Source organism: Stenotrophomonas sp. YJH_SMC_94-11 (assembly GCF_059370435.1).
Map to the genome: position 1 here is coordinate 103,477 of NZ_JCAFTR010000001.1, position 19,539 is coordinate 123,015.

A 19,539-nucleotide genomic window follows, 5' to 3' on the forward strand; every position below is an offset into this window, starting at 1 on the left:
CGGGGAAGCCCGCAGTGCGTCCGTTCGGGTGGGGAAAGCGTGGCGAGCGCCACCCGGCCATTATGCGCGCCGGTTGGTGTATGCACGAGAACAACCGGCCGGCAGGCGCCCGGCGCAGGGATGCCGGGTTGACCTGCATGGCCCGCGGGTCCAGACTGCCCGCCGCTGGCGGCGCACCGCCGGCACGCGCATTCCGGAGTCCCCAACCCATGTCCAGCGACAGTAGAAGTCGACCTCGTTCGACGCCAGCGATGGCCACCGCCTGACATCGGGACGGTTTGCCTGCGTTGGCGTTGCGCGAGGTCGCACCCCCACAAGGCAAAACCGATGAACCAGAAGCAATTGCTGCGCCCGGTGGCCGATGCCGCCGCATTGGCCGCACCGCTGGCGAACTACAACACCGCCGATGCGGTGGAATTCCTCAACACATTGGAACTGGCCCGCGCCGCGGAAACGCTGGCCGCGCTGCCGTTGCCGCGTGCAGTGAAGATGCTGGAAGCGCCGGAGCTGCACCGCAGCGGTGAGCTGGTGGCCGCGCTGCCGCCGGCACGCGCCGCTGCCCTGCTCGGGCTGATGGCTGACGACCGCGCCACCGACATCGTCCACGAGCTGGATGAGGAAGAACGCGCGCGGCTGATCCCGCTGCTGGGCACCGACGCCCGCCAGGTCATCCAGAAGCTGCTGAGCTACCCGCCGAACACCGCCGGCGCGCTGATGACCACCGAATACGTGGCGGTGCCCGCCAGCTGGACCGTGGCGCAGACCCTGCAGCACATCCGCCAGGTCGAGCGCACGCGTGAAACTGTGTACGCGATCTACGTGCTGGACCCGGCCAGCCAGCAGCTGCAGCAGGTGGTGACCATGCGCCGGCTGATCACCGGCCTGCCCGAGGAATCGATCCTGGACGTGGCCCAGGTCAATCCGCCGGTGACGGTGGACGCGCTGATGGACCAGGAAGAAGTCGCGCGTCTGATCCGCCGCCACGACCTGTTGGCGATTCCGGTGGTCGACGCGCAGCAGCAGATGCTCGGCATCGTCACCGTGGACGACGTGCTCGATGCGCTGATCGAGGAATCGACCGAGGACGCGCACAAGTTCGGCGGCATGGAAGCGCTGGACAAGCCCTATATGCAGATCGGCTTCTTCGAGATGCTGCGCAAGCGTGCCGGCTGGCTGAGCGTGCTGTTCCTGGGCGAGATGCTGACGGCCAGTGCGATGCAGCACTACGAGGACGAACTGGCGCGCGCGGTGGTGCTGACCCTGTTCATCCCGTTGATCATGAGTTCGGGCGGAAATTCCGGCTCCCAGGCCACCTCGCTGTTGATCCGGAGCCTGGCGCTGCGCGAACTGCGCCTGCGCGACTGGTGGAAGGTGGCCATCCGCGAGATCCCGACCGGCATGGTGCTGGGTGCCATCCTCGGCTGCCTGGCGATCGTGCGCATCGTGATCTGGCAGCTGGGTGGCCTGCATGACTACGGCGAGCACTGGATCCTGCTGGCGATCACCATCGGCGCCGCGCTGGTCGGCATCGTCACCTTTGGTTCGCTGTCCGGCTCGATGCTGCCCTTCGTCCTGAAGCGGCTCGGCTTCGACCCGGCCAGCGCCTCGGCCCCGTTCGTGGCCACCCTGGTGGATGTGACCGGCCTGGTGATCTATTTCAGCATCGCCGCGCTGATCCTGCACGGCACGCTGCTGTAACAAAAAAGGGGACGGAGGGGATTAAGTCGTTTGTGCACAAACGACTTAATCCCCTCCGTCCCCTTTTTTGGGTACCGTAGGCGCATGAGTACCTACCACCTGCAGTCCGTATTCCGTCCGCAGTCGGTCGCGGTGATCGGCGGCAGCCCGCGTGAGCGTTCGGCCGGCCGCGCAGTGATGCGCAACCTGCGCGGCACCGGCTTCCCCGGCAAGGTGGCGTGGATCAACCCGCGGCACGCCGAGATCGATGGCATCCGCACGGTCAAGCGCTTGAAGGACCTGGACTGGGTACCCGACCTGGTGGTGATCACCGCGCCGGCGGCGATCGTGCCGCAAGTGGTGCGTACAGCTGCAGAGCGTGGCGTGCAGGCGGCGATCATCCTCACCGCGCACCTGGGCGAAGGCCCGGGTTCGTTGTCCGCACAGGTAGAGGCGGTGGCGCGCAAGCATGGCCTGCGCATCCTCGGGCCGCATTGCCTGGGCGTCATCGCGCCGCACGCGCGACTCAATGCCAGCATCGCCGCGCACTTCCCGCAGGCCGGCGACCTCGCGCTGATCTCCGAATCCTCGGCCATTGCCGCCGCGCTGGTGGAGTGGGGCGTGGCGCGCTCGGTGGGCTTCTCCGCCGTGGTTTCGCTGGGCGACACGATGGACGTCGACTTCGGCGACCTGCTCGACTACTTCGCCACGGACTACCGCACCCGCGCCATCCTGCTGTATGTCGAGCAGATCAAGGACGCGCGCAAGTTCATGTCGGCCGCGCGTGCCGCCGCCCGCGCCAAGCCGGTGGTGGTGGTGAAGTCCGGTCGCGCCGAGCGCGTGCAGCCGGGCAGCCGCGATACCCATGTGCAGGCCCTGGCGCGTGCCGATGATGTGTATGGTGCGGCCTTCAATCGTGCCGGCCTGCTGCGCGTGGGTGCGCTGGACGAACTGTTCACTGCTGCCGAATCGCTGGGGCGGCTGGGCACCTTTCCCGGTCGCCGCCTGGCCATTCTCAGCAATGGCGGCGGTGTCGGCCGCCTGGCCGTGGACCAACTGATCGCGCTGCGTGGCACGCTGGCCACCCTTTCCGACAGCACGGTGGAGAAGCTCGATGCGGTGCTGCCGCAGGGCTGGTCGCGCAGCAATCCGGTGGACATCGTGGTCGACGCCGATGGTGACCGCTATGCGTCGGCCATCGAAGCACTGCTGGCCGACAACGAGAACGATGCGGTGATGGTGGTCAACGTGCCAACCGCGTTTACCTCGTCCGCCGACGCGGCGCAGGCCCTCACCCGCACGCTCGGCCTGCGCCCGCGCCATCATCGCGACAAGCCGGTGTTCGCCGTGTGGCTGGGCAACGACGACCAGGCCACCGCCACGCTCAACGCAGCACGAGTGCCGACCTATCCGACCGAGGCCGAAGCGGTACGGGGCTTCCAGCACCTGGTGCGCTACCGCGAAGCGCAGAACGCGTTGATGGAAACGCCGCCCAGCCTGCCGCAGGACTTCAGCGTCGACACGGCCACCGCGCGCGCACTGGTCGATGCCGCGCTGGCCAACGGCCAGCAGTGGCTGGACCCGCTGGCCACGCACGAGCTGCTCAAGGCCTACGGCATCCCGTCCGCGCCGGTGATGCATGCGCGCGATGCGCATGAGGCGATGGACCTGGCGCAGCCACTGCTCGAACGCGGTGCGTCCGTAGCGCTGAAGATCCTGTCGCCGGACATTCCGCACAAGTCCGAAGTGGACGGCGTGCGCCTGAATCTGTCCACGCTGCCGGCGGTGCAGAGCGCGGCCAACGCGATCCTGTCGCGTGCGCGACAGCTGCGGCCGGATGCGCGCATCGATGGCCTGCTGGTACAGCCGACCATCGTCCGCCCGAAGGCGCGCGAACTGATTGTCGGCATCGCCGATGACGCGACGTTCGGCCCGGTGATCGTGGTCGGACGTGGCGGAACCGCCGTCGAAGTGATCAACGACAAGGCGCTGGCCCTGCCGCCGCTGGACCTGCGCCTGGCCCACGAGCTGATCGGCCAGACCCGCGCTTCGCGCATCCTCAAGGCCTACGGCGATGTGCCCGCCGCCGACGAGCGCGCACTGGCGCTGGCACTGGTCAAGCTGGCACAGCTGGCCGCCGACATTCCCGAAGCGCGTACGCTGGACATCAATCCGCTGCTGGTCGACGGCAAGGGCATCCTCGCCCTCGACGCGCGCGTGGCAGTGGCACCGTCGCGCATCCTGCACAAGGGCCGCGGGCATCCGCGCTTCTCGGTGTTCCCGTACCCGAAGGAGTGGGAGCGCACCATCGAACTGTCCGATGGCGGCCGCGCGTTCGTCCGCCCGGTGCGGCCGGAAGACGATGCGCTGTTCCGCGCGTTCTTCGCACGCGTCAGCGACGAAGACCTGCGCCTGCGCTTCTTCCAGTCGGTGAAGCACTTCAGCCACGAATTCATCGCGCGCCTGACCCAGCTCGACTACGCGCGCTCGATCGCGCTGGTAGCGATCGAACCGCGCAGCGGCGAGATGCTGGGCGCAGTGCGCCTGCACGCCGATGCCGATTACCACCGTGGCGAGTACGGCATCCTGATCCGCTCGGACCTGAAGGGCCACGGCATCGGCTGGCGGCTGATGGCGATCATGATCGAGTACGCGAAGTGGCTGGGCCTGGACGTGGTCGAAGGCCAGGTGCTGCGCGAAAACAGCACCATGCTGGCGATGTGCCAGAGCCTGGGATTCAAGACCAGGCTGGACCCGGACGACCCGACGGTGATGATGGTGACCTTGCCGGTGCAGCAGGTCGAGGTGCCTGACGTGCCGCCGGTGGCGTAATTCCTGTAGAGCCGAGCCTACGCTCGGCTGCCTAGCATCATACGGGCACGCCTGAGCCGAGCATGGGCTCGGCTCTACAGCTTCAACGCGCGGGTTCCACCACCACCGCCGTGCCATAGCACAGCACTTCGGTCAGCCCGGTCATCACATCGGTGGCGTCGTAGCGCATGCCGATGATCGCGTTGGCACCCAGCTGCCGCGCGTGCTTGACCATGTCGCGGTAGGTTTCCTCGCGAGCCTGTTCGCACAGCTCGGTGTAGATGGTGATGTTGCCACCGAAGAGCGTCTGGATGCCGCCCAGGAAGTTGCCGACGATCGAACGTGAGCGCACGGTGATGCCGCGCACCACACCCAGGTTGCGCACGACGCGATGGCCGGGCAGCTCGAAGGCGGTAGTGACCAGCGCATCGTCGAAGCGCAGCGCGGGTGGGGTGGGAGTGCCGCTGTTGTAGGGGTCTGCCATGGTCGTGTCCGTGTCGCTGCCTTCTGTAGAATCGAGCCATGCTCGACAGGCTGTGCTGCAGCCGAGCATGGCGCGACTCTACAACGCAATCGCCCGTTGCGGCATGGTTCCGTCACCGTGCTGGCGCGACAATATCCCCATGACCGACCGTATTCCCCTGTTGCTGCTGCCCGGCCTGCTCAACGACGCCGAGCTGTGGCGCGCGCAGCTGGCCGACCTGGCCGATATCGCCAACTGCACCGTGGGCGACCAGACCGGTGGCGAGACCCTGCAGGCGGTGGCCGAAGACGTGCTGGCGCAGGCACCGGAGCGCTTTGCGCTGGCCGGGTTCTCGCTGGGCGGCTTCGTGGCCCAGCAGATCCTGCGTATTGCGCCGGAGCGGGTGCTGCAGCTGGCGCTGATCGACACCTCGATCCACCCCGACTCACCGGAGCGGGCCGAGCAGCGCCGCAGCCAGCGCGCCAGCGTGCGCCTGCCGGGGAAGTTCCACGGCTTCGGCGATGTGCTGATGCGCAGCTACATCGATGCCTCGCGGCTGGACGACTACGTGCTGGTGCAGCGCGTGCGCGACATGACCACCCGCCTGGGCGCGGAGGTGTTCCTGCGCCAGAGCGCGCTGGAACGCCGTGATGGTCATGATGTGCTGGCCGGTTACCGTGATCCGCTGTTGATCGTGTGTGGCGCCAATGACCGCATTACGCCACTCGCGGTGAGCGAGGAAATGCACGCGTTGGTGCCGCACTCGCAGCTGGTGGTGGTTCCCGATTGCGGTCACCTGGCGCCGATGGAAAAACCGGACGAGGTCAGTGCGGCGATGCGTGGGTGGTTGTTGCAGGCGCGATGCTGACCGGGTCGATGGAGGCATCGTTCCAGCCCATCCGGTTGTAGATGTGGTAGCGCAGAACGCCGATACGCTCATGCAATATCACTTCGACCAGCAATAGATTGAATGTGGAGGGCAACCACCCCTGGGTGGCACGGAGGCGGTCGCTGGGCAGGCCCTCGGCCACGACGCCGAAGTGACGGAAGTAGATCAAGCTCCGCGTGAGATGCAGGCCCGAGGTGACCAGCACCACCCGCGAACTGTCATGTCCGATGATCGCGCTGCTGTTCCTGGCGTTCTCCCAGGTGTTCGCGCTGGTGCGCTCGCGGACGATATGCTCGGTGGGCACGCCCAGTGCCATCAGTTCGCGTGCGTAGACATCGGCCTCAGCGACATCGCCGTTGGCAGTGACGCCTCCGCTGGCAAGCACCGTACAGACCTCCCGCGTGCGATCGCATTCGTGGTAACGCTGTGCAGCCCTCATCAGGCGGCTGTAACCGGCCAGCCCGGGCCTGGGGCCATGGGCATCGTGATCGATTCCGGCACCCAGCAGTACGATCACAGTGCGTGGATGTAGCGCATGTTGAGTGACACGCGGCGTGTCCTGCGCGCGGTCCAGCAGCCATTGCGTGATCGGCGGGCTGGCGCTGGCTGCAATGGCCATGGGAAGCGTCGCCAGAAGTGCAGCGCTGCGCAGGCGGCGTTTCAAGACCAGCACGCTGCATGAAAGCAGCAGGAGAAGCGTCAATGTCAGCATGGTGGTCCATGAGGGAAGTTTGAAAGGATTCCGATGGCGTAGTGCATTCGTTGCCTACATGCTGGGTGTCATGGACCTGAAGCGACTGTCACTCCCGGCCCGATGTGCTGCCATCGTAGGCGGAATCATGCTCGCGGTGGCTGCAGGGCATCTGTTGGGTGGCTGCTTTCCACAGTTGTTCGTACAGATCCATCAGCGGATGCAGTAGCTCGTGGGTCATGCATGCTGACGCCTGAGGTCTCCAGTCAGGCGTAACAGGGCGCAGGAATACATCCATTCAAGTGTTGAATGCGACAGATGGAGGAAGGCGATGCAGAGCTTGAAGTCCTGGGTTGGGCTGCACTCAGGTCCACACGCCATGGACCGGCCTGAGCTTGGGGAACGCTCGATGCTGGGTCTCATTGCGGCAACGTCGCCTCACCAGCTCCCATCATTCACCGCAGCATTGGACGCGGCGATATCGCAGTGGATGAGCATGGCGAAGGAAGAATCCTTCGGTGGCATGGAGCAGGAGCTGGCGCGCCTGCATGCCTTGAAGAGCGTTACCTCGGCGTTGGGCAGCGCCGGAGTTGCGCTGGCCTGCGACGCGTTGAGTGACTGTCTCCGCTCGGGTACAGAAGCGCGCGCTGTGCGGCGGCGGGCATGCGCGTTGGCACTGTCTGCGCAGCGTCTTCTGCATCGTGCGACGACGCATTTCCGGATGGAAGGGGGCTGACGTGCACGAGCCCCGTGTGTCCTCGCAGGCCTCCGCACCGGCAGCATTGCTGCAGGCAGCCCGTGCGCTGGAGATGCACCGCCTGGCCTGGCTTCTGTCGTCCCTGCAGGAGCCACGCGCCAGCGGATTCCGGGTGCTGCTGCAGGCACTGGTGGTGCTATGGTGCTGGCTGTGGGTGGATGGTCCGCAGCCGGTTCTGGCCAATGAGGCGGCCCGTGCGTTGCCGGTGGCCGTTGCACTGCTTGCGGTATCCGTGACATGGGCACTCGTTGCAAGTCTCTGCATGGAGCGCTGCCACCGCTGGTGCGATGGGGTAGGCCTTCTGCTCAGCCTGGCAATGGTTGCGATCCAGGTGAATGCGGCGTTCATCCTGTTGATGACGCTCAATGCAGCCCTGCCTTTCCTCGTGATCTCCGCCACCGCGGTGTATGGCCGCAGGGCAATTGCTCCCGCGATTGCGTCGACTGCGCTGGCATTGCTGTGGGCCGCGCCTGAAGGTTACTGGGTCTCTCGGCCCGCCTACCTGGCCTACGCGCTGGCATTGACGGTCCTGTTGCCGCTGGTGGTGGCGTCGCTGGTAGCCGCGATGCGTGACATAGCGCTGCGTGCCATTGCTTCGCGTGAGGCACAGGGCCGATTCGTCAGTACGATGAGCCACGAGCTGCGGACGCCGCTGAACGCCATCATCAGTGGGATCCAGCTGCTGGAAGTGGGGACGGTAAGTGCGGCCCAACGGCATGCACTGGCGACGGTCGCCACGCAGGCGCAGGCGCTCAGGCACCGTATCGATGATGTACTGGACGTGGCCAGTATCGATGGTGGCCGGCTGCAGTTGCGGCTTCATCCTTGTTCGCTGCGTTCGATCATGGAAGGGGTACAGGCGACCTGCATGCCCGCTGCCGCCGACAAGGGCGTACTTCTGCAGCTGGATGGGAGTGAGCCCGATGTCTGGATGCTGGCAGACGGCGGCCGTATCGAACAGGTGGTGACCAATCTCGTCTGCAACGCCATCAAGTTCAGCCCTATGGCGGGCGAGGTATCGGTATCCATCAATGCTGCCCGGTCAGGTGACGACTGGCAGGTTCAGATCGAGGTCTGCGATTCCGGCTTGGGGATCGAAGACGCGGATCTGGAGATGATCTTCTCGCCGTTCGTACAGCTCAGCCAGGGAGAGGCACGCTGCGAGCAGGGTGTCGGGCTGGGGCTGTACATCGTTCGGCTGATTTCCGATGCCATGGGCGGAACGATAAGCGTGGGCCGCAGCGAAGCAGGCGGTGCCTCGTTCGTGTGGCGCTTCACCGTGGCCTCCACCTTGGAGGTGGACTCTCCTCCTTCCCTTGATCAGCTTCTTCAGTCACATGCAGCATCGGTTCGACCGCTGCACTGCCTGCTGTTCGAGGACGTGGAAACCAACCGTGAGGTGGTGGAGCGCCTGCTGCAGAGCGCCGGCCATCGCCTCAGCTCCCGCCATGATGGCCACGATGCGCGGAAAGTGATCATGGCGCTCGGACCTGATGTGGTGCTGCTGGATCTGCACATGCCGGGCTGCAGCGGATGGGAGGTGCTGGAGTCGGTAGCCAGGGACCCCGGCGCGCCACCGGTTCTTGTTATGAGTGCGGATACGCGGGTACAGGTGATTGAAAGAGCCCGCGCGCTGGGGGCTGCCGGTTTTCTATGCAAGCCACTGGACATCCACGACGTGCTGGATATGTTGCGCGGTGTTGCCGAGCGCTGACCGACCGGTAGGTGCCGACCTTGGTCGGCACGGTGTTTCATCGATCGGTCAGACGTCTGCGCCGACCAGGGGAGGCGTCTACCAGAGCGGTTGCGCGCCGTCTTGGAATCAATCCCAGGCCGGGGCGATGCCTTCCGGGTTGGCCAGGCGATGGCCGCGGTCAAGCTTGGCGATCTGTGCCATGTCTTCGTCGGTCAGGCGGATCGCTGCTGCCTCCAGGTTGCTGGCCAGGTTCTCGCGCTTGGTCGAGGACGGAATGACCGAGAAGCCCTGCTGCAGCGCCCAGGCCAGCGCGATCTGCGCCGGCGTGGCCTGGTGGCGGCCGGCAATGGCCTGGATCACCGGGTCCTTGATTACCTCGCCATAGGCCAGGCTCATGTAGGCGGTGATGTGGATGCCGTTGTCCTGCAGGAATTTCACCAGCAGGCGGTTCTGCAGGTACGGGTGGATCTCGATCTGGTTGGTGGCGATGGCGCCGGCACCCAGGATGCCGATCGCCTTGCGGGTCTGCGCGATGGTGAAGTTGGAGATGCCGATCTCCTTCGTCAGGCCCTGTGCCTTGGCCTCGGCCAGTGCGGTCAGGTACTCCTCCATCGGCACGTCGACCTTGTCGTTCGGCGATGGCCAGTGGATCAGTGCCAGGTCGACATGGTCGGTGCGCAGCTTTTCCAGGCTGGTACGCAGGCTGGCCAGCAGCGCTTCGCGCTTGAACGCGGTGATCCAGACCTTGGTGGTCAGGTAGATCGCTTCGCGCGGCACGCCGGAGTCGGCGATGGCCTGGCCGACCTCGGCTTCATTGCCGTAGATCTGCGCGGTATCGATGGCGCGGTAGCCGGCATCCAGCGCGTTGCGCACGGAGTCGATCACGGTCTGGTCTTTCAGGCGGAAGGTGCCGAGACCGAAGGCGGGGACTGTCATGAGGGGCTCCAGCAGGGGGGAGGGAGACGGGAATATCCACGAAAGGGTAGGCCAGCGCCCGTGTGCATGCCGGCAACGGTGCATTGCACCACCGTGTACGACCACGAGGCCGCTGCGGGCCGCGGTGTGTGCGGACCGGTTTGTGGGTGCGGACCATTGGTCCGCACGGATTCCTGCCATCGCCCGACCAACGGCCGGGCGCCACCCGTGCGGCGGTGGATGCTGCCGGCCGCTGGCCGGCAACCGGATCACTCAGGCCGCGCGCGCCAACGCGTCCTTCGCTGTCGCCGTGGCCGACAGGTCGAACACATCCACCGCATCGATCAACCGGTTCGCCTGCTGTTCCAGGCTGCGCGCGGCGGCGCTGGCCTCTTCCACCAACGCGGCGTTCTGCTGGGTGGTACCGTCCATCTGGATCACCGTCTGGCTGACCTGTTCGATGCCTGCGCTCTGCTCCTGCGACGCTGCGGAGATCTCGGCCATGATGTCGGTCACGCGCTGCACCGAGGCGACGATCTCGGCCATGGTGTCACCGGCCTCGCGCACGCGTTGCGCACCTTCACCGACCTGTTCCACCGACGCCTCGATCAGCGATTTGATCTCCTTTGCCGCCGCCGCAGAGCGCTGCGCCAGCGTGCGCACTTCGCTGGCGACAACCGCGAATCCGCGGCCCTGCTCACCGGCGCGTGCCGCTTCCACCGCAGCGTTCAGCGCCAGGATGTTGGTCTGGAAGGCGATGCCATCGATCACGCTGATGATCTCGGCGATCTGCCGCGACGACGTTTCGATCGCACCCATGGTCGCCACCACCTGCCCGACCACGCTGCCACCGTGTGAGGCGACACTCTGTGCACCGATCGCCAGTTGGTTGGCCTGGCGCGCGTGCTCGGCATTCTGGCGCACGGTGGAGGTCAGCTCTTCCATGGATGCCGCGGTCTCTTCCAGATTGGCGGCCTGCTGTTCGGTGCGGCGCGACAGATCATTGTTGCCGGCGGCAATCTCTGCGGCAGCGGTATGGATGTTGCCGGAGGCATGCTTGATGTCGGTGACGATGGTTGCCAGCTGCGCGGCAGTGGTGTTGGCATCGCCGGCGATGCGCGCGAACACGCCCTGGAAATCGCCGTGCATGCGCGCGCCGAGGCGGCCGCCGGCGATGGCACGCAGCATGCTGGAGACCTCGCCCAGGTTCAGCTCGGTAGTCTGCATCAGGCGGTTGAGGCCCTCGACCATCGCATGGAAATCATGCTCGAAGCGCGCACTGTCGCCGCGCTGGCTGAAGTCACCGGCGGCCGCCGCTTCGGCCAGGCGGCGGATTTCGCCGTTGATCGCACCGAGGTTGTGCTTGACCGCATCCAGCGCTTCGGTGATCACTGCCTTCTCGCCGGGCAGGCGTTCCATGTCCTGGCTGAGGTCGCCGACGGCGTAGCGGCCCATGATCGAGATCGCGCGCATCTTCACCCGGATGTGTGCGTCGACCAGCGTGTTGCAGTCGGCCACCATGGTGCCGAACGCGCCGGGGAAGGCAGCGGCGTCCATGCGATGGCTGATGGTGCCGGCCTCGTGCGCCTGGGCCATCGCGGCCTGCGCATCCAGCACGCCGCGCAGCGTGGACTGCAACGCCTGCATCGCCTGGGCGAGGCGTCCGATCTCGTCGCGGCTGCGCACCTGCACCACGTGCTGCAGATCGCCGGCAGCCACTGCGCGTGCAGCGGCTTCCACCGCCAGTACCGGCTGCACCACGGCGCGCCGCAGCCACCAGGCCAGGCCGATCAGCAACAGCACCGCGGCCAGCACCGTCAGTGACGCGCACAGCAGCAGGGTCTGCCGCGCCTGCTGCGAACGTGCTGCCAGCGCCGCTTCGGCCACCTGCGTGGCATGCGCACTCAATGCATCCAGTGCGGTCGCCACCGCGCGATCCTTGCCGCGCACGAGGGTGTCGCCGGCGGCGGGATCGTAGCCGGCCGCGGCAAATGCCTGCAGCGCCGCGTGATAGTCCTGCTGCAGCTGCGCGTGCAGACCGATGAACGCCTGCGCCAGTTCACGCGTGCGCGCGTCCGGGCTGGTCACCAGGCCCTTGGCCAGCTGTTCGACCCGCTGGCCTTCGTTGTCGAAGGCGTCCAGGTGGCGCTGACGCAACGCGTCGTCGTGGCCGCGGAGCAGCACGTTCTTCCATTCCTGCACCTGGCCGCGGAACTCACGCTGCAGGCGTTCGGCGTCGCGGCTGTGCGTGACTTCGGGCGGAACCTCGGTGGACAACTTGAACCAGGCGGAGGCCAGGCCAGCCAGCGCGCACAGCAGGACCACGGCCAAGCCAACAGACACCGCGCCGAGCAGCTTGGACTGCAGGCGCGGAGCACGGACAGACGCATTCATGGGGAAGCACTCTCGGGAAGGGGCATTGCGGTATCGACCCGCCAAGCTCCCGCTGAAGTGCGACGGAAATCACATTAGCGTTTCGTTTAGTGATGTGAAGGAACTGTTTCATAGGACAAATGTGTCCGTATGGAACAAATGTGGACCCTGGACAGGGGATATAAATGTAACTATCGTAGTTACATGAAGACCGCGAACCCGCTCTCCGACGCCCTGCACGTGATGGCGCATCTGGTCGGCCAGGACGGCCCGCGCACCTCCGAGCAGCTGGCGTCCTGCCTGCCGACCCATCCGGTGGTGATCCGCCGCCTGCTGGCGCAGCTGCACAGGGCGGGCCTGGTTCGCAGCGCCCGTGGCCATGGCGGTGGCAGCCACCTGGCCCGTGATGCTGCAACGATCACCCTGCATGACATCTATCTGGCCGTGGGCGCACCACCGCTGGTGCAGGTCGGTGCCCGCGAGTCCGGCGGCGGCTGCCCGATCCAGCAGCTGGTCAACAGCGCTTTGCTGGAGGGTGCACGCGAAGCACAGCGCCTGCTCGAACAGCGCCTGCGGGCGACCACACTGGACAAGCTCGGCGCCGACTTCGCCCGCCACCTCGCCCATCATCGCTCCCTGGAAGGTCACCATGAATCCTGATGTGCTCATCGTCGGCGGCAGTTATGCCGGCATTGCCGCGGGCCTGATCCTGGCCCGTGCCCGCCGCCCGGTCACCGTCATCGACGCCGGTATGCCGCGCAATCGTTTCGCCAGCCATTCGCACGGGGTGCTGGGGCTGGATGGCATCAGCGGTGCCGAGCTGCTGAAGGCCGCGCGCCAGCAACTGCTGGACTACCCCAGCGTGCGCTGGGTGCATGCCGAGGCAGTGCAGGCCACCGCCGGCGCAGAGGGTGTGGAAGTGCGAACCGCCGACGGGCAGGTGCTCGCCGCGCGCAAGCTGCTGCTGGCAAGCGGTATCGCCGACCAGCTGCCGGAGCTGCCCGGGCTGGCCGAGCGCTGGGGCAGCACCGTGCTGCACTGCCCCTATTGCCACGGTTACGAAGTGGGCGGTGGCGCCATCGGGGTGCTTGGCGGGCATCCGATGTCCGCCAGCAAGGCGCCGCTGTTTGCCGACTGGGGCAATGTCACCTTCTTCAGCCAGGGCCTGCCGATCACCGATGAGGAACGGGCTGCCATGCAGCAGCGTGGCGTGCGGATCGAGACGTCGCCGGTGCTGGGCGTGCAGGGCGACCAGCCGACCTGGCTGGAAGTGGAGCTGGCCGATGGCCGCCGCATCGCCCAGCGTGCGCTGTTCGTGCCGGCCACCCAGGCGATGGCCACGCCGCTGGTGCAGCAGCTCGGCTGTGTGCTGGCCGAGAGCCCGTTGGGCGTGCTGATCGAGGTCGATGCGATGAAGCAGACCTCGGTGCCGAACGTGTATGCCGCAGGCGATGCGACCACGGTCGGCAACATCACGTTGGCCGCTGCCGAGGGCGTGCGGGCAGGTATCGGCGTGCACCACGCGCTGGTGGCCGAGGACAGCATGCCGCGCTGAATGTCCCGGGGTCAGATCCCTTTCGCAGAAAGAGATCTGACCCCCGACGCAACGTGCTGCTCTGGTAGAGGCCGGCCTTGGCCGGCACCGCTCCATTACCCCTTCACGCACAACACCTGGCGCAGCGTGTGCACCACGTCGACCAGGTCCAGCTGCGCGGCCATCACATCGTCGATCGACTTGTACGCGGCCGGTGACTCGTCCAGCACGCCGCTGTCCTTGCGGCATTCCACATGCGCGGTAGCCTCGCGGTGCTGGGCCAGCGTGATCTGCTGGCGCGCGGCGCCACGGCTCATCACCCGGCCGGCACCGTGGCTGCAGCTGTTGAAGCTGTCCGCGTTGCCCTTGCCACGCACGATGTAACTGCGCGTGCCCATGCTGCCGGGAATAATGCCCAGCTCACCCTCGCGGGCACTGACGGCCCCCTTGCGCGTCACCAGCAGCTCCTGTCCGTGGTGCGTTTCCTTCTGCACGTAGTTGTGGTGGCAGTTCACTGCCATCGCCGCCAGCTGGAACTTCGGCAGCCGGTGGCGCATCTCGGCCAGCACGCGCGACATCATCGCCTCGCGGTTCTGCCGGGCGTAGTCCTGTGCCCACGACACGGCTTCGACGTAGTCATCGAACAGCGGCTCGCCTTCCATGAAGAACGCCAGGTCCTTGTCCGGCAGGTGGAAGCCCAGCACGCGCCGGGCCAGTTCCTCGCGCGCCTTCTCGATGAAGTAGGTACCGATCAGGTTGCCGGTACCGCGCGACCCGCTGTGCAGCATCACCCACACCGTATCCGTCTCGTCCAGGCACAGTTCGATGAAGTGGTTGCCGCCACCCAGCGTACCGAGCTGGCGGTCGAGCTTGTCGGTGCGGATCCTGCGGTGCCTGTCCTTGATCTTCTCCAGGCCGGCAGCCAGCCCGGACTGCACCAGCCGGGTATGGATGCTGTCGGGCATGCGCTGATGCTCGCCGCCGCGCCCGTTGCCGACCGGGATGCTGCGCTCGATGCTGTTGCGCAGCTGCCGCAGGTCATCGGGCAGGTCGTTGGCGCGCAGCGTGGTGCGCACGGCCGCCATGCCGCAGCCGATGTCGACGCCGACCGCCGCCGGGATGATTGCACCGCGGGTCGGGATCACCGAGCCGACGGTCGCGCCCTTGCCCAGGTGCACGTCCGGCATCACCGCCACCCACGGCCCGACGAACGGGATCGCGGCGATGTTGCGCAGCTGCTCATGCGCCTGCGCCTCCAGTGGCACGCCGTTGACCCAGCCCTTGATCGGCGTGCTGCCCTCGGCATGCAGCCATTGATAATTGTGTTGAGTGTCCATGTCTTCGTGTATGTCCTTGATGGGCCGGCGGCGCGTCCCTGCGCCACCGCGACCCCCTACCTGATCGTCACCAGCTGCTTCAGCACGCCGTCCAGGCCGCCGAACACGGTGAGCTTGTCGATCTTCTCGGTGACCTTCTCCAGCGCCTCCAGCTCCTTCAGGCGCATCAACACCGGGTTGTCCTCGATCAGCTTTGCGGTGTTGAGCTGCGAACGGGTGGCATTGGCCTCCTCGCGGCGGCGGATCACGCTGGCCTGGGCCTGCTTCTCGGCCAGCACCACGCCGTTGAGGATCTCCTTCATCTCGCCCGGCAGGATCACGTCCTTGATGCCCACGCCAAGCAGACGTACACCGTGGCCCTCGATCGCGGCCTGCACATGGGCGGCGATCTCACCGTCCAGTGCCGCCTTGTCACCCAGCAGCTCGTCCAGGCTGCGCGCGGCAATCGCCTGGCGCAGGCCGAACTGCAGCTGACGATAGATGAACTCATCAGCATTGCTGAGCGAGCGGTGTGCGCGCACCGGGTCGACCACCTGCACGGTCGCGGCCAGGTTCACCCGCAGGGTCACCTTGTCGCGGCTGAGCAGCTCCTGGCCGGATACGTCCAGCGAACGCGCACGCAGCTCCACACGCTCCACCGACACGTTGCCGTTGAAGTTCCAGAACGCGTGCAGGCCGGCGTCCAGGGTCTGCCGCAGCGTGCCATCGATGAACAGCAGGCCCACCGACTCGCTCGGCACGGTGCTGATCACCGCCACACGCGGCAGCACGCCCAGCTGGCCCAGCCGCTGCTGCACGTCCGCCGGGACGCGCGGCTCGTCACCCAGTGCCATCACGCGCACCTGGGTGTCGACAGAACCGCGCCAGTACAGGCGGCGGCAGCCCGGCGGCAGCACTTCATCGATGCGGCCGTTGCGCAGCAACAGACCGACCTCGCTGGCGCCGACGTTGGCCAGCACGAAGTGCGTGTCCAACCGCGCGCCCAGTGCCTCGATCAGGCTGTCCTGGTCGCTGCCGGTGTAGGCCGTGCTCTTCGATGCAGTGTGGATGTCCACGTGCGGGCGGCCGCCGAACGGCGACAGGCGGTGCACGCCCGGCAGCAGGATCTGCTGGAAACGACGGTTGCGATACACCAGGCCGCGCTCGCCGTCGCCGATCACGACCTTGATGGTCCAGAACATGGGAGTCTCTCCTTGTATGGCTCTGGTGGTTCGACCCGTTGCAGATGAATCGCCATGACCTGGGTCGATCAGCTCGTGGCGAGACCGCCTGCACACCACGTGCAGGCAGCGGAAGAGGGCGGCCATCGGCGGACGGTCCGCGCGCGGAGCCTTCGGTGCACCGGCAGTGCTGCCATCGTCGTTCCCGGCAGGCAGCACCGGGGCGGAACGTGGCTGGCAGTGACGGCGGGCCGAGGCCCGGCGTGCGGTCCGTTGCCTTCCACGCCCCGCCCGAGGGCAGTGACCGTGGACGGCGACGATGGCCGCTGGGGCTTGCGCCCCGGGTGTTGCTTCAAGTCATGACGTGACAGGTCATGTGGTTGGAGTGGGAGTCGAACCCACGACAGACGGAATCAGGATCCGTTGCTCTACCCGACTGAGCTATCCAGTGGTGAACCGCGCGGAATCGAACCGCGTGCCGGCGAACCGGCGCCTGCCTCCAGCAGGCGATCCAGGCGATGGCATGTCCGCGACCTCCGGCATACGCCACGGCAACGCCGCGCGCACCAGCCCGTGGTTGAAACGGGACCGTTGGTAGTCGAGGGTGCAGGCCATCGACATTATCGGCGAGCGATAATGTTTGGTTGCGATGCAGATAATGTCCAGGCGTTGCCATGCACGCGGAGAAAATCCTCCGGCACGGCAGAAAAACCTGGATCAGTGAGCGGCGGGTCGCCGCGCGGGGTGCAGTTCTGGCATCGCGGGTCCTTGTGCCGACGCAAACGAAAACGCCCCCGGGACTTGCGTTCCGAGGGCGTCGTCAGGCCTCGGAGATCGGGGTGGCCGATCTCCGCAGGGCGGGCATCAGGCCGTTGTCAGCTGGTCTTCCTTGCCGAACGCACACGCCGGCCGGTCCATGCGCAGGCATGGCAGCAGTTTGGCGATGGCGACGGAATGCGCGTTCAAGGGAAGTTTCCAGTGGGTGTTGAAACGAGGTGCGCACGATAAACCACGATTTAGTCGCGCGCAACCATTTTGTTGAATTATTTTCTTCGATGTACCTGTCAGGCCGGCCAGCGGCCGGCACTGCCGGGTCTCATGATTCCGCGCTGGCGGCATCCAGCTGCGCGACATCCTGCACGCTCAGCGATACGTTCGCTGCGGCCAGCAGGTCGTGCAGCTGTTCGACGCTGGTGGCGCTGACGATCGGCGCGGTGATCGACGGCCGCGCGATCTGCCAGGCCAGTGCGATCTGCGCGGCGCTGGCGCTGTGCTTGCTAGCTACGTCATCCAGCGCCTGCAGGATGCGCAGGCCGCGCGGGTTCAGATAGCGCTTCACTACCGTCTCGCCACGTGCCGGACTCTTGGCCGCATCGGCCGGCGTGCGGTACTTGCCGCTGAGGAAGCCACTGGCCAGCGCGTAGTAGCCGATCACGCCGATCTGCTCGCGCTGCACCAGCGGTTCCAGTTCCTTTTCGTAGCCGGCGCGGTCGTACAGGTTGTACTCCGGCTGCAGGGTTTCGTAACGCGGCAACTTGTAGTCGGTGGACACCTTCAGCGCATCGGCCAAGCGCGTGGCGCTGTAGTTGGAAGCACCGATCGCACGCACCTTGCCGGCCTCGATCAGGCGGCCGAACGCGGCCAGCGTGGCTTCCAGCGGCGTCGACTCGTCATCCTCGTGGGCCTGGTACAGATCGATCACGTCGGTCTGCAGCCGGCGCAGCGAATCCTCGACCGCCGCATTGATGTTGTCCGGGGTCAGGCCGGGGCGTTCGGCCCACTTCGCCACCTTGGTCGCCAGCACCACCTTGTCGCGCTTGCCGCTGCGGGCGAACCACTTGCCGATCAGCGTTTCCGATTCCCCGCCCGAATTGCCCGGCACCCAGGCCGAGTAAACGTCGGCGGTGTCGACCAGGTTGAAGCCGGCATCGACGAAGGCATCGAGCAGGGCGAAGCTGGCCTTCTTATCGGCGCTCCAGCCGAACACGTTGCCACCGAAGGCGAGCGGACGTACATGCAGGCCGGAACGGCCCAGTTCGCGGGTTGCCGTCATGGGCACGGACTCCTTGGGGGAAGTGTTCCAGAATAGAACGCGATGTGTGACCGTGCTGCGGCGACGACCACAAAACAGTGTTCCGCGACGCGCACGCCGCTAACGTTTTGTGAACACCTGGGACGCTGCGACTGCTAGTCTCGCCGCATCTTCCGCTGGAGTCGTCCCGATGATGCCTGCTTCGTCCCTGCGTGGTTGCCGCCTGCTGCTTGCTTCGGCCCTGCTTGCTGCTGTTCCCGCGTTCGCCGCACCGGCCACGGTGGCACCGGCGAAGATCGAGGTATTGCCGGCCATCGACGCGGCGGTGAAGGCGCCCACCCGCGATGCCAACAACGTCAAGCGCGATGGCTTCCGCCATCCGGCGCAGACGCTGTCATTCTTCAAGGTGGCACCGGAAAAGACCGTCATCGAGATCACCCCCGGCAACGGCTGGTACTCGGAGATCCTGGCGCCGCTGCTGCATGACAAGGGCCATTACGTCGCTGCGGTGGTCGATCCGATGGCGGTGCCCGAGGGTCGCGGCCGTGACTACCAGCAGCGCAGCCGCGACAGCCTGGAAAAGAAGTACGCCGGCGCGCCGGCACAGTTCGGCAGGACCGCCGTGGTCGCCTACGATCCGGCCAAGCCGGTGTTCGGCCCGGCCAATTCAGCCGACGTGGTGCTGACCTTCCGCAACGTGCACAACTGGCGCAAGGCCGGCCAGGCGCAGGGCATGTTCCAGGGCTTCTTCAACGTGCTCAAGCCGGGTGGCGTGCTGGGTGTGGTCGAGCATCGCGCCAAGGCCGACGTGGCCGACGACGATGACACCGGCTATGTCGGCCAGCAGCAGGTGATCGCAATGGCCGAGGCCGCCGGCTTCAAGCTGGACGCGCGCAGCGAGGTCAACGCCAACCCGCGCGACACCAAGGACCACCCCAATGGCGTGTGGACGCTGCCGCCGACAAACCAGCACGACAAGGCCGATGATGCGAAGTACCAGGCGATCGGTGAAAGCGACCGCATGACCCTGCGCTTCATCAAGCCGTAAGGGGGGCATGCGCTGACCCTGTAGAGCCGAGCCCACGCTCGGCTCATCGCGCGCAGCGCGACAGGGAACAACAGGAGCCGAGCATGGGCTCGGCTCTACAGGGACGTGGCGCGTGGCGAGGCGTGGGACAATGCCTTACCCGCCGCCCGCCGTGCC

At 66.5% G+C, this 19,539-nt stretch carries 15 protein-coding genes and 1 tRNA gene; 8 read left to right on the forward strand and 8 right to left on the reverse strand.

The window, feature by feature from the left end; translation table 11 throughout:
- Positions 1-327 precede the first annotated feature (327 nt).
- Positions 328-1,698 carry a magnesium transporter gene (mgtE, locus tag AC5P74_RS00460; RefSeq protein WP_005420274.1) on the forward strand — a complete coding sequence of 457 codons (1,371 nt, stop codon included), beginning with the start codon at positions 328-330 and terminating at the stop codon, positions 1,696-1,698.
- Positions 1,699-1,782: 84 nt separating this feature from the next.
- Entirely contained in the window at positions 1,783-4,509 is a 2,727-nt protein-coding gene (locus AC5P74_RS00465; protein ID WP_495204742.1) for a bifunctional acetate--CoA ligase family protein/GNAT family N-acetyltransferase, read from the forward strand.
- A gap of 82 nt (positions 4,510-4,591) precedes the next feature.
- Here AC5P74_RS00465 and AC5P74_RS00470 read toward each other — a convergent pair whose 3' ends face one another.
- Positions 4,592-4,972, reverse strand: a complete 381-nt coding sequence (locus AC5P74_RS00470) for a YbjQ family protein (RefSeq protein ID WP_053496763.1) — start codon at positions 4,970-4,972, stop codon at positions 4,592-4,594.
- A 139-nt stretch (positions 4,973-5,111) separates the two neighbouring features.
- Here AC5P74_RS00470 and AC5P74_RS00475 point away from each other — a divergent pair, with 139 nt between their 5' ends.
- A complete protein-coding gene (locus tag AC5P74_RS00475; RefSeq protein ID WP_495204743.1) occupies positions 5,112-5,819 on the forward strand; it encodes an alpha/beta fold hydrolase in 708 nt (235 codons plus the stop codon).
- Here the strand turns inward: AC5P74_RS00475 and AC5P74_RS00480 are convergent.
- The gene (locus AC5P74_RS00480; protein WP_495204744.1) at positions 5,776-6,552 is read right to left on the reverse strand and encodes a YdcF family protein; all 777 of its coding nucleotides are present in this window, start codon (positions 6,550-6,552) and stop codon (positions 5,776-5,778) included. The genes AC5P74_RS00475 and AC5P74_RS00480 overlap by 44 nt on opposite strands.
- Positions 6,553-6,862: 310 nt before the next feature.
- Here AC5P74_RS00480 and AC5P74_RS00485 point away from each other — a divergent pair, with 310 nt between their 5' ends.
- Positions 6,863-7,267 carry a hypothetical protein gene (locus AC5P74_RS00485; protein ID WP_495222446.1) on the forward strand — a complete coding sequence of 135 codons (405 nt, stop codon included), beginning with the start codon at positions 6,863-6,865 and terminating at the stop codon, positions 7,265-7,267.
- A gap of 16 nt (positions 7,268-7,283) precedes the next feature.
- Complete coding sequence (locus AC5P74_RS00490; protein ID WP_495204745.1) at positions 7,284-9,002, forward strand: ATP-binding response regulator; 1,719 nt, start codon at positions 7,284-7,286, stop codon at positions 9,000-9,002.
- Positions 9,003-9,110: 108 nt separating this feature from the next.
- Here the strand turns inward: AC5P74_RS00490 and dkgB are convergent, their stop codons facing one another.
- Positions 9,111-9,920, reverse strand: coding sequence for a 2,5-didehydrogluconate reductase DkgB (gene dkgB / locus AC5P74_RS00495; protein ID WP_206620053.1), 810 nt, complete (start codon positions 9,918-9,920; stop codon positions 9,111-9,113).
- Positions 9,921-10,172: 252 nt separating this feature from the next.
- Complete coding sequence (locus AC5P74_RS00500) at positions 10,173-12,293, reverse strand: methyl-accepting chemotaxis protein (RefSeq protein WP_053496769.1); 2,121 nt, start codon at positions 12,291-12,293, stop codon at positions 10,173-10,175.
- Positions 12,294-12,476: 183 nt separating this feature from the next.
- Between AC5P74_RS00500 and AC5P74_RS00505 the strand changes: the two genes are divergently transcribed.
- Together AC5P74_RS00505 and AC5P74_RS00510 are read left to right on the forward strand one after the other, a co-directional pair.
- A complete protein-coding gene (locus AC5P74_RS00505; RefSeq protein WP_495204746.1) occupies positions 12,477-12,932 on the forward strand; it encodes an Rrf2 family transcriptional regulator in 456 nt (151 codons plus the stop codon).
- A complete protein-coding gene (locus AC5P74_RS00510) occupies positions 12,922-13,827 on the forward strand; it encodes an NAD(P)/FAD-dependent oxidoreductase (protein WP_495204747.1) in 906 nt (301 codons plus the stop codon). Before AC5P74_RS00505 ends, AC5P74_RS00510 begins: the two co-directional genes overlap by 11 nt.
- 95 nt (positions 13,828-13,922) lie before the next feature.
- On the opposite strand, the gene AC5P74_RS00515 is transcribed toward AC5P74_RS00510, so the two are convergent.
- From AC5P74_RS00515 to AC5P74_RS00530, 4 genes are all read right to left on the reverse strand, one after another.
- Positions 13,923-15,143 carry an RtcB family protein gene (locus tag AC5P74_RS00515; RefSeq protein WP_111128531.1) on the reverse strand — a complete coding sequence of 407 codons (1,221 nt, stop codon included), beginning with the start codon at positions 15,141-15,143 and terminating at the stop codon, positions 13,923-13,925.
- Positions 15,144-15,199: 56 nt separating this feature from the next.
- Positions 15,200-16,324 (reverse strand): slipin family protein, encoded by a 1,125-nt coding sequence (locus AC5P74_RS00520; RefSeq protein WP_495204748.1) that lies wholly within the window; start codon positions 16,322-16,324, stop codon positions 15,200-15,202.
- 356 nt (positions 16,325-16,680) lie between these two features.
- Positions 16,681-16,751 (reverse strand) — tRNA-Gln (locus AC5P74_RS00525).
- A 648-nt stretch (positions 16,752-17,399) separates the two neighbouring features.
- Complete coding sequence (locus AC5P74_RS00530; protein ID WP_495204749.1) at positions 17,400-18,356, reverse strand: aldo/keto reductase; 957 nt, start codon at positions 18,354-18,356, stop codon at positions 17,400-17,402.
- 169 nt (positions 18,357-18,525) lie between these two features.
- On the opposite strand from AC5P74_RS00530, the gene AC5P74_RS00535 reads away from it, so the two are divergent.
- On the forward strand, positions 18,526-19,383 hold the full coding sequence (locus AC5P74_RS00535; protein ID WP_053496775.1) for a class I SAM-dependent methyltransferase: 858 nt from the start codon (positions 18,526-18,528) through the stop codon (positions 19,381-19,383).
- Positions 19,384-19,539: the final 156 nt, after the last annotated feature.

Coding starts and splice junctions, on each gene's coding strand:
- AC5P74_RS00505 (WP_495204746.1), top strand. CDS start 12,477: ATGAAGACCGCGAACCCGCTCTCCGACGCCCTGCACGTGATGGCGCAT.
- AC5P74_RS00500 (WP_053496769.1), bottom strand. CDS start 12,293: ATGAATGCGTCTGTCCGTGCTCCGCGCCTGCAGTCCAAGCTGCTCGGC.
- AC5P74_RS00475 (WP_495204743.1), top strand. CDS start 5,112: ATGACCGACCGTATTCCCCTGTTGCTGCTGCCCGGCCTGCTCAACGAC.
- AC5P74_RS00530 (WP_495204749.1), bottom strand. CDS start 18,356: ATGACGGCAACCCGCGAACTGGGCCGTTCCGGCCTGCATGTACGTCCG.
- AC5P74_RS00485 (WP_495222446.1), top strand. CDS start 6,863: ATGCAGAGCTTGAAGTCCTGGGTTGGGCTGCACTCAGGTCCACACGCC.
- AC5P74_RS00520 (WP_495204748.1), bottom strand. CDS start 16,324: ATGTTCTGGACCATCAAGGTCGTGATCGGCGACGGCGAGCGCGGCCTG.
- AC5P74_RS00465 (WP_495204742.1), top strand. CDS start 1,783: ATGAGTACCTACCACCTGCAGTCCGTATTCCGTCCGCAGTCGGTCGCG.
- dkgB (WP_206620053.1), bottom strand. CDS start 9,920: ATGACAGTCCCCGCCTTCGGTCTCGGCACCTTCCGCCTGAAAGACCAG.
- AC5P74_RS00510 (WP_495204747.1), top strand. CDS start 12,922: ATGAATCCTGATGTGCTCATCGTCGGCGGCAGTTATGCCGGCATTGCC.
- AC5P74_RS00515 (WP_111128531.1), bottom strand. CDS start 15,143: ATGGACACTCAACACAATTATCAATGGCTGCATGCCGAGGGCAGCACG.
- AC5P74_RS00535 (WP_053496775.1), top strand. CDS start 18,526: ATGATGCCTGCTTCGTCCCTGCGTGGTTGCCGCCTGCTGCTTGCTTCG.
- mgtE (WP_005420274.1), top strand. CDS start 328: ATGAACCAGAAGCAATTGCTGCGCCCGGTGGCCGATGCCGCCGCATTG.
- AC5P74_RS00480 (WP_495204744.1), bottom strand. CDS start 6,552: ATGCTGACATTGACGCTTCTCCTGCTGCTTTCATGCAGCGTGCTGGTC.
- AC5P74_RS00470 (WP_053496763.1), bottom strand. CDS start 4,972: ATGGCAGACCCCTACAACAGCGGCACTCCCACCCCACCCGCGCTGCGC.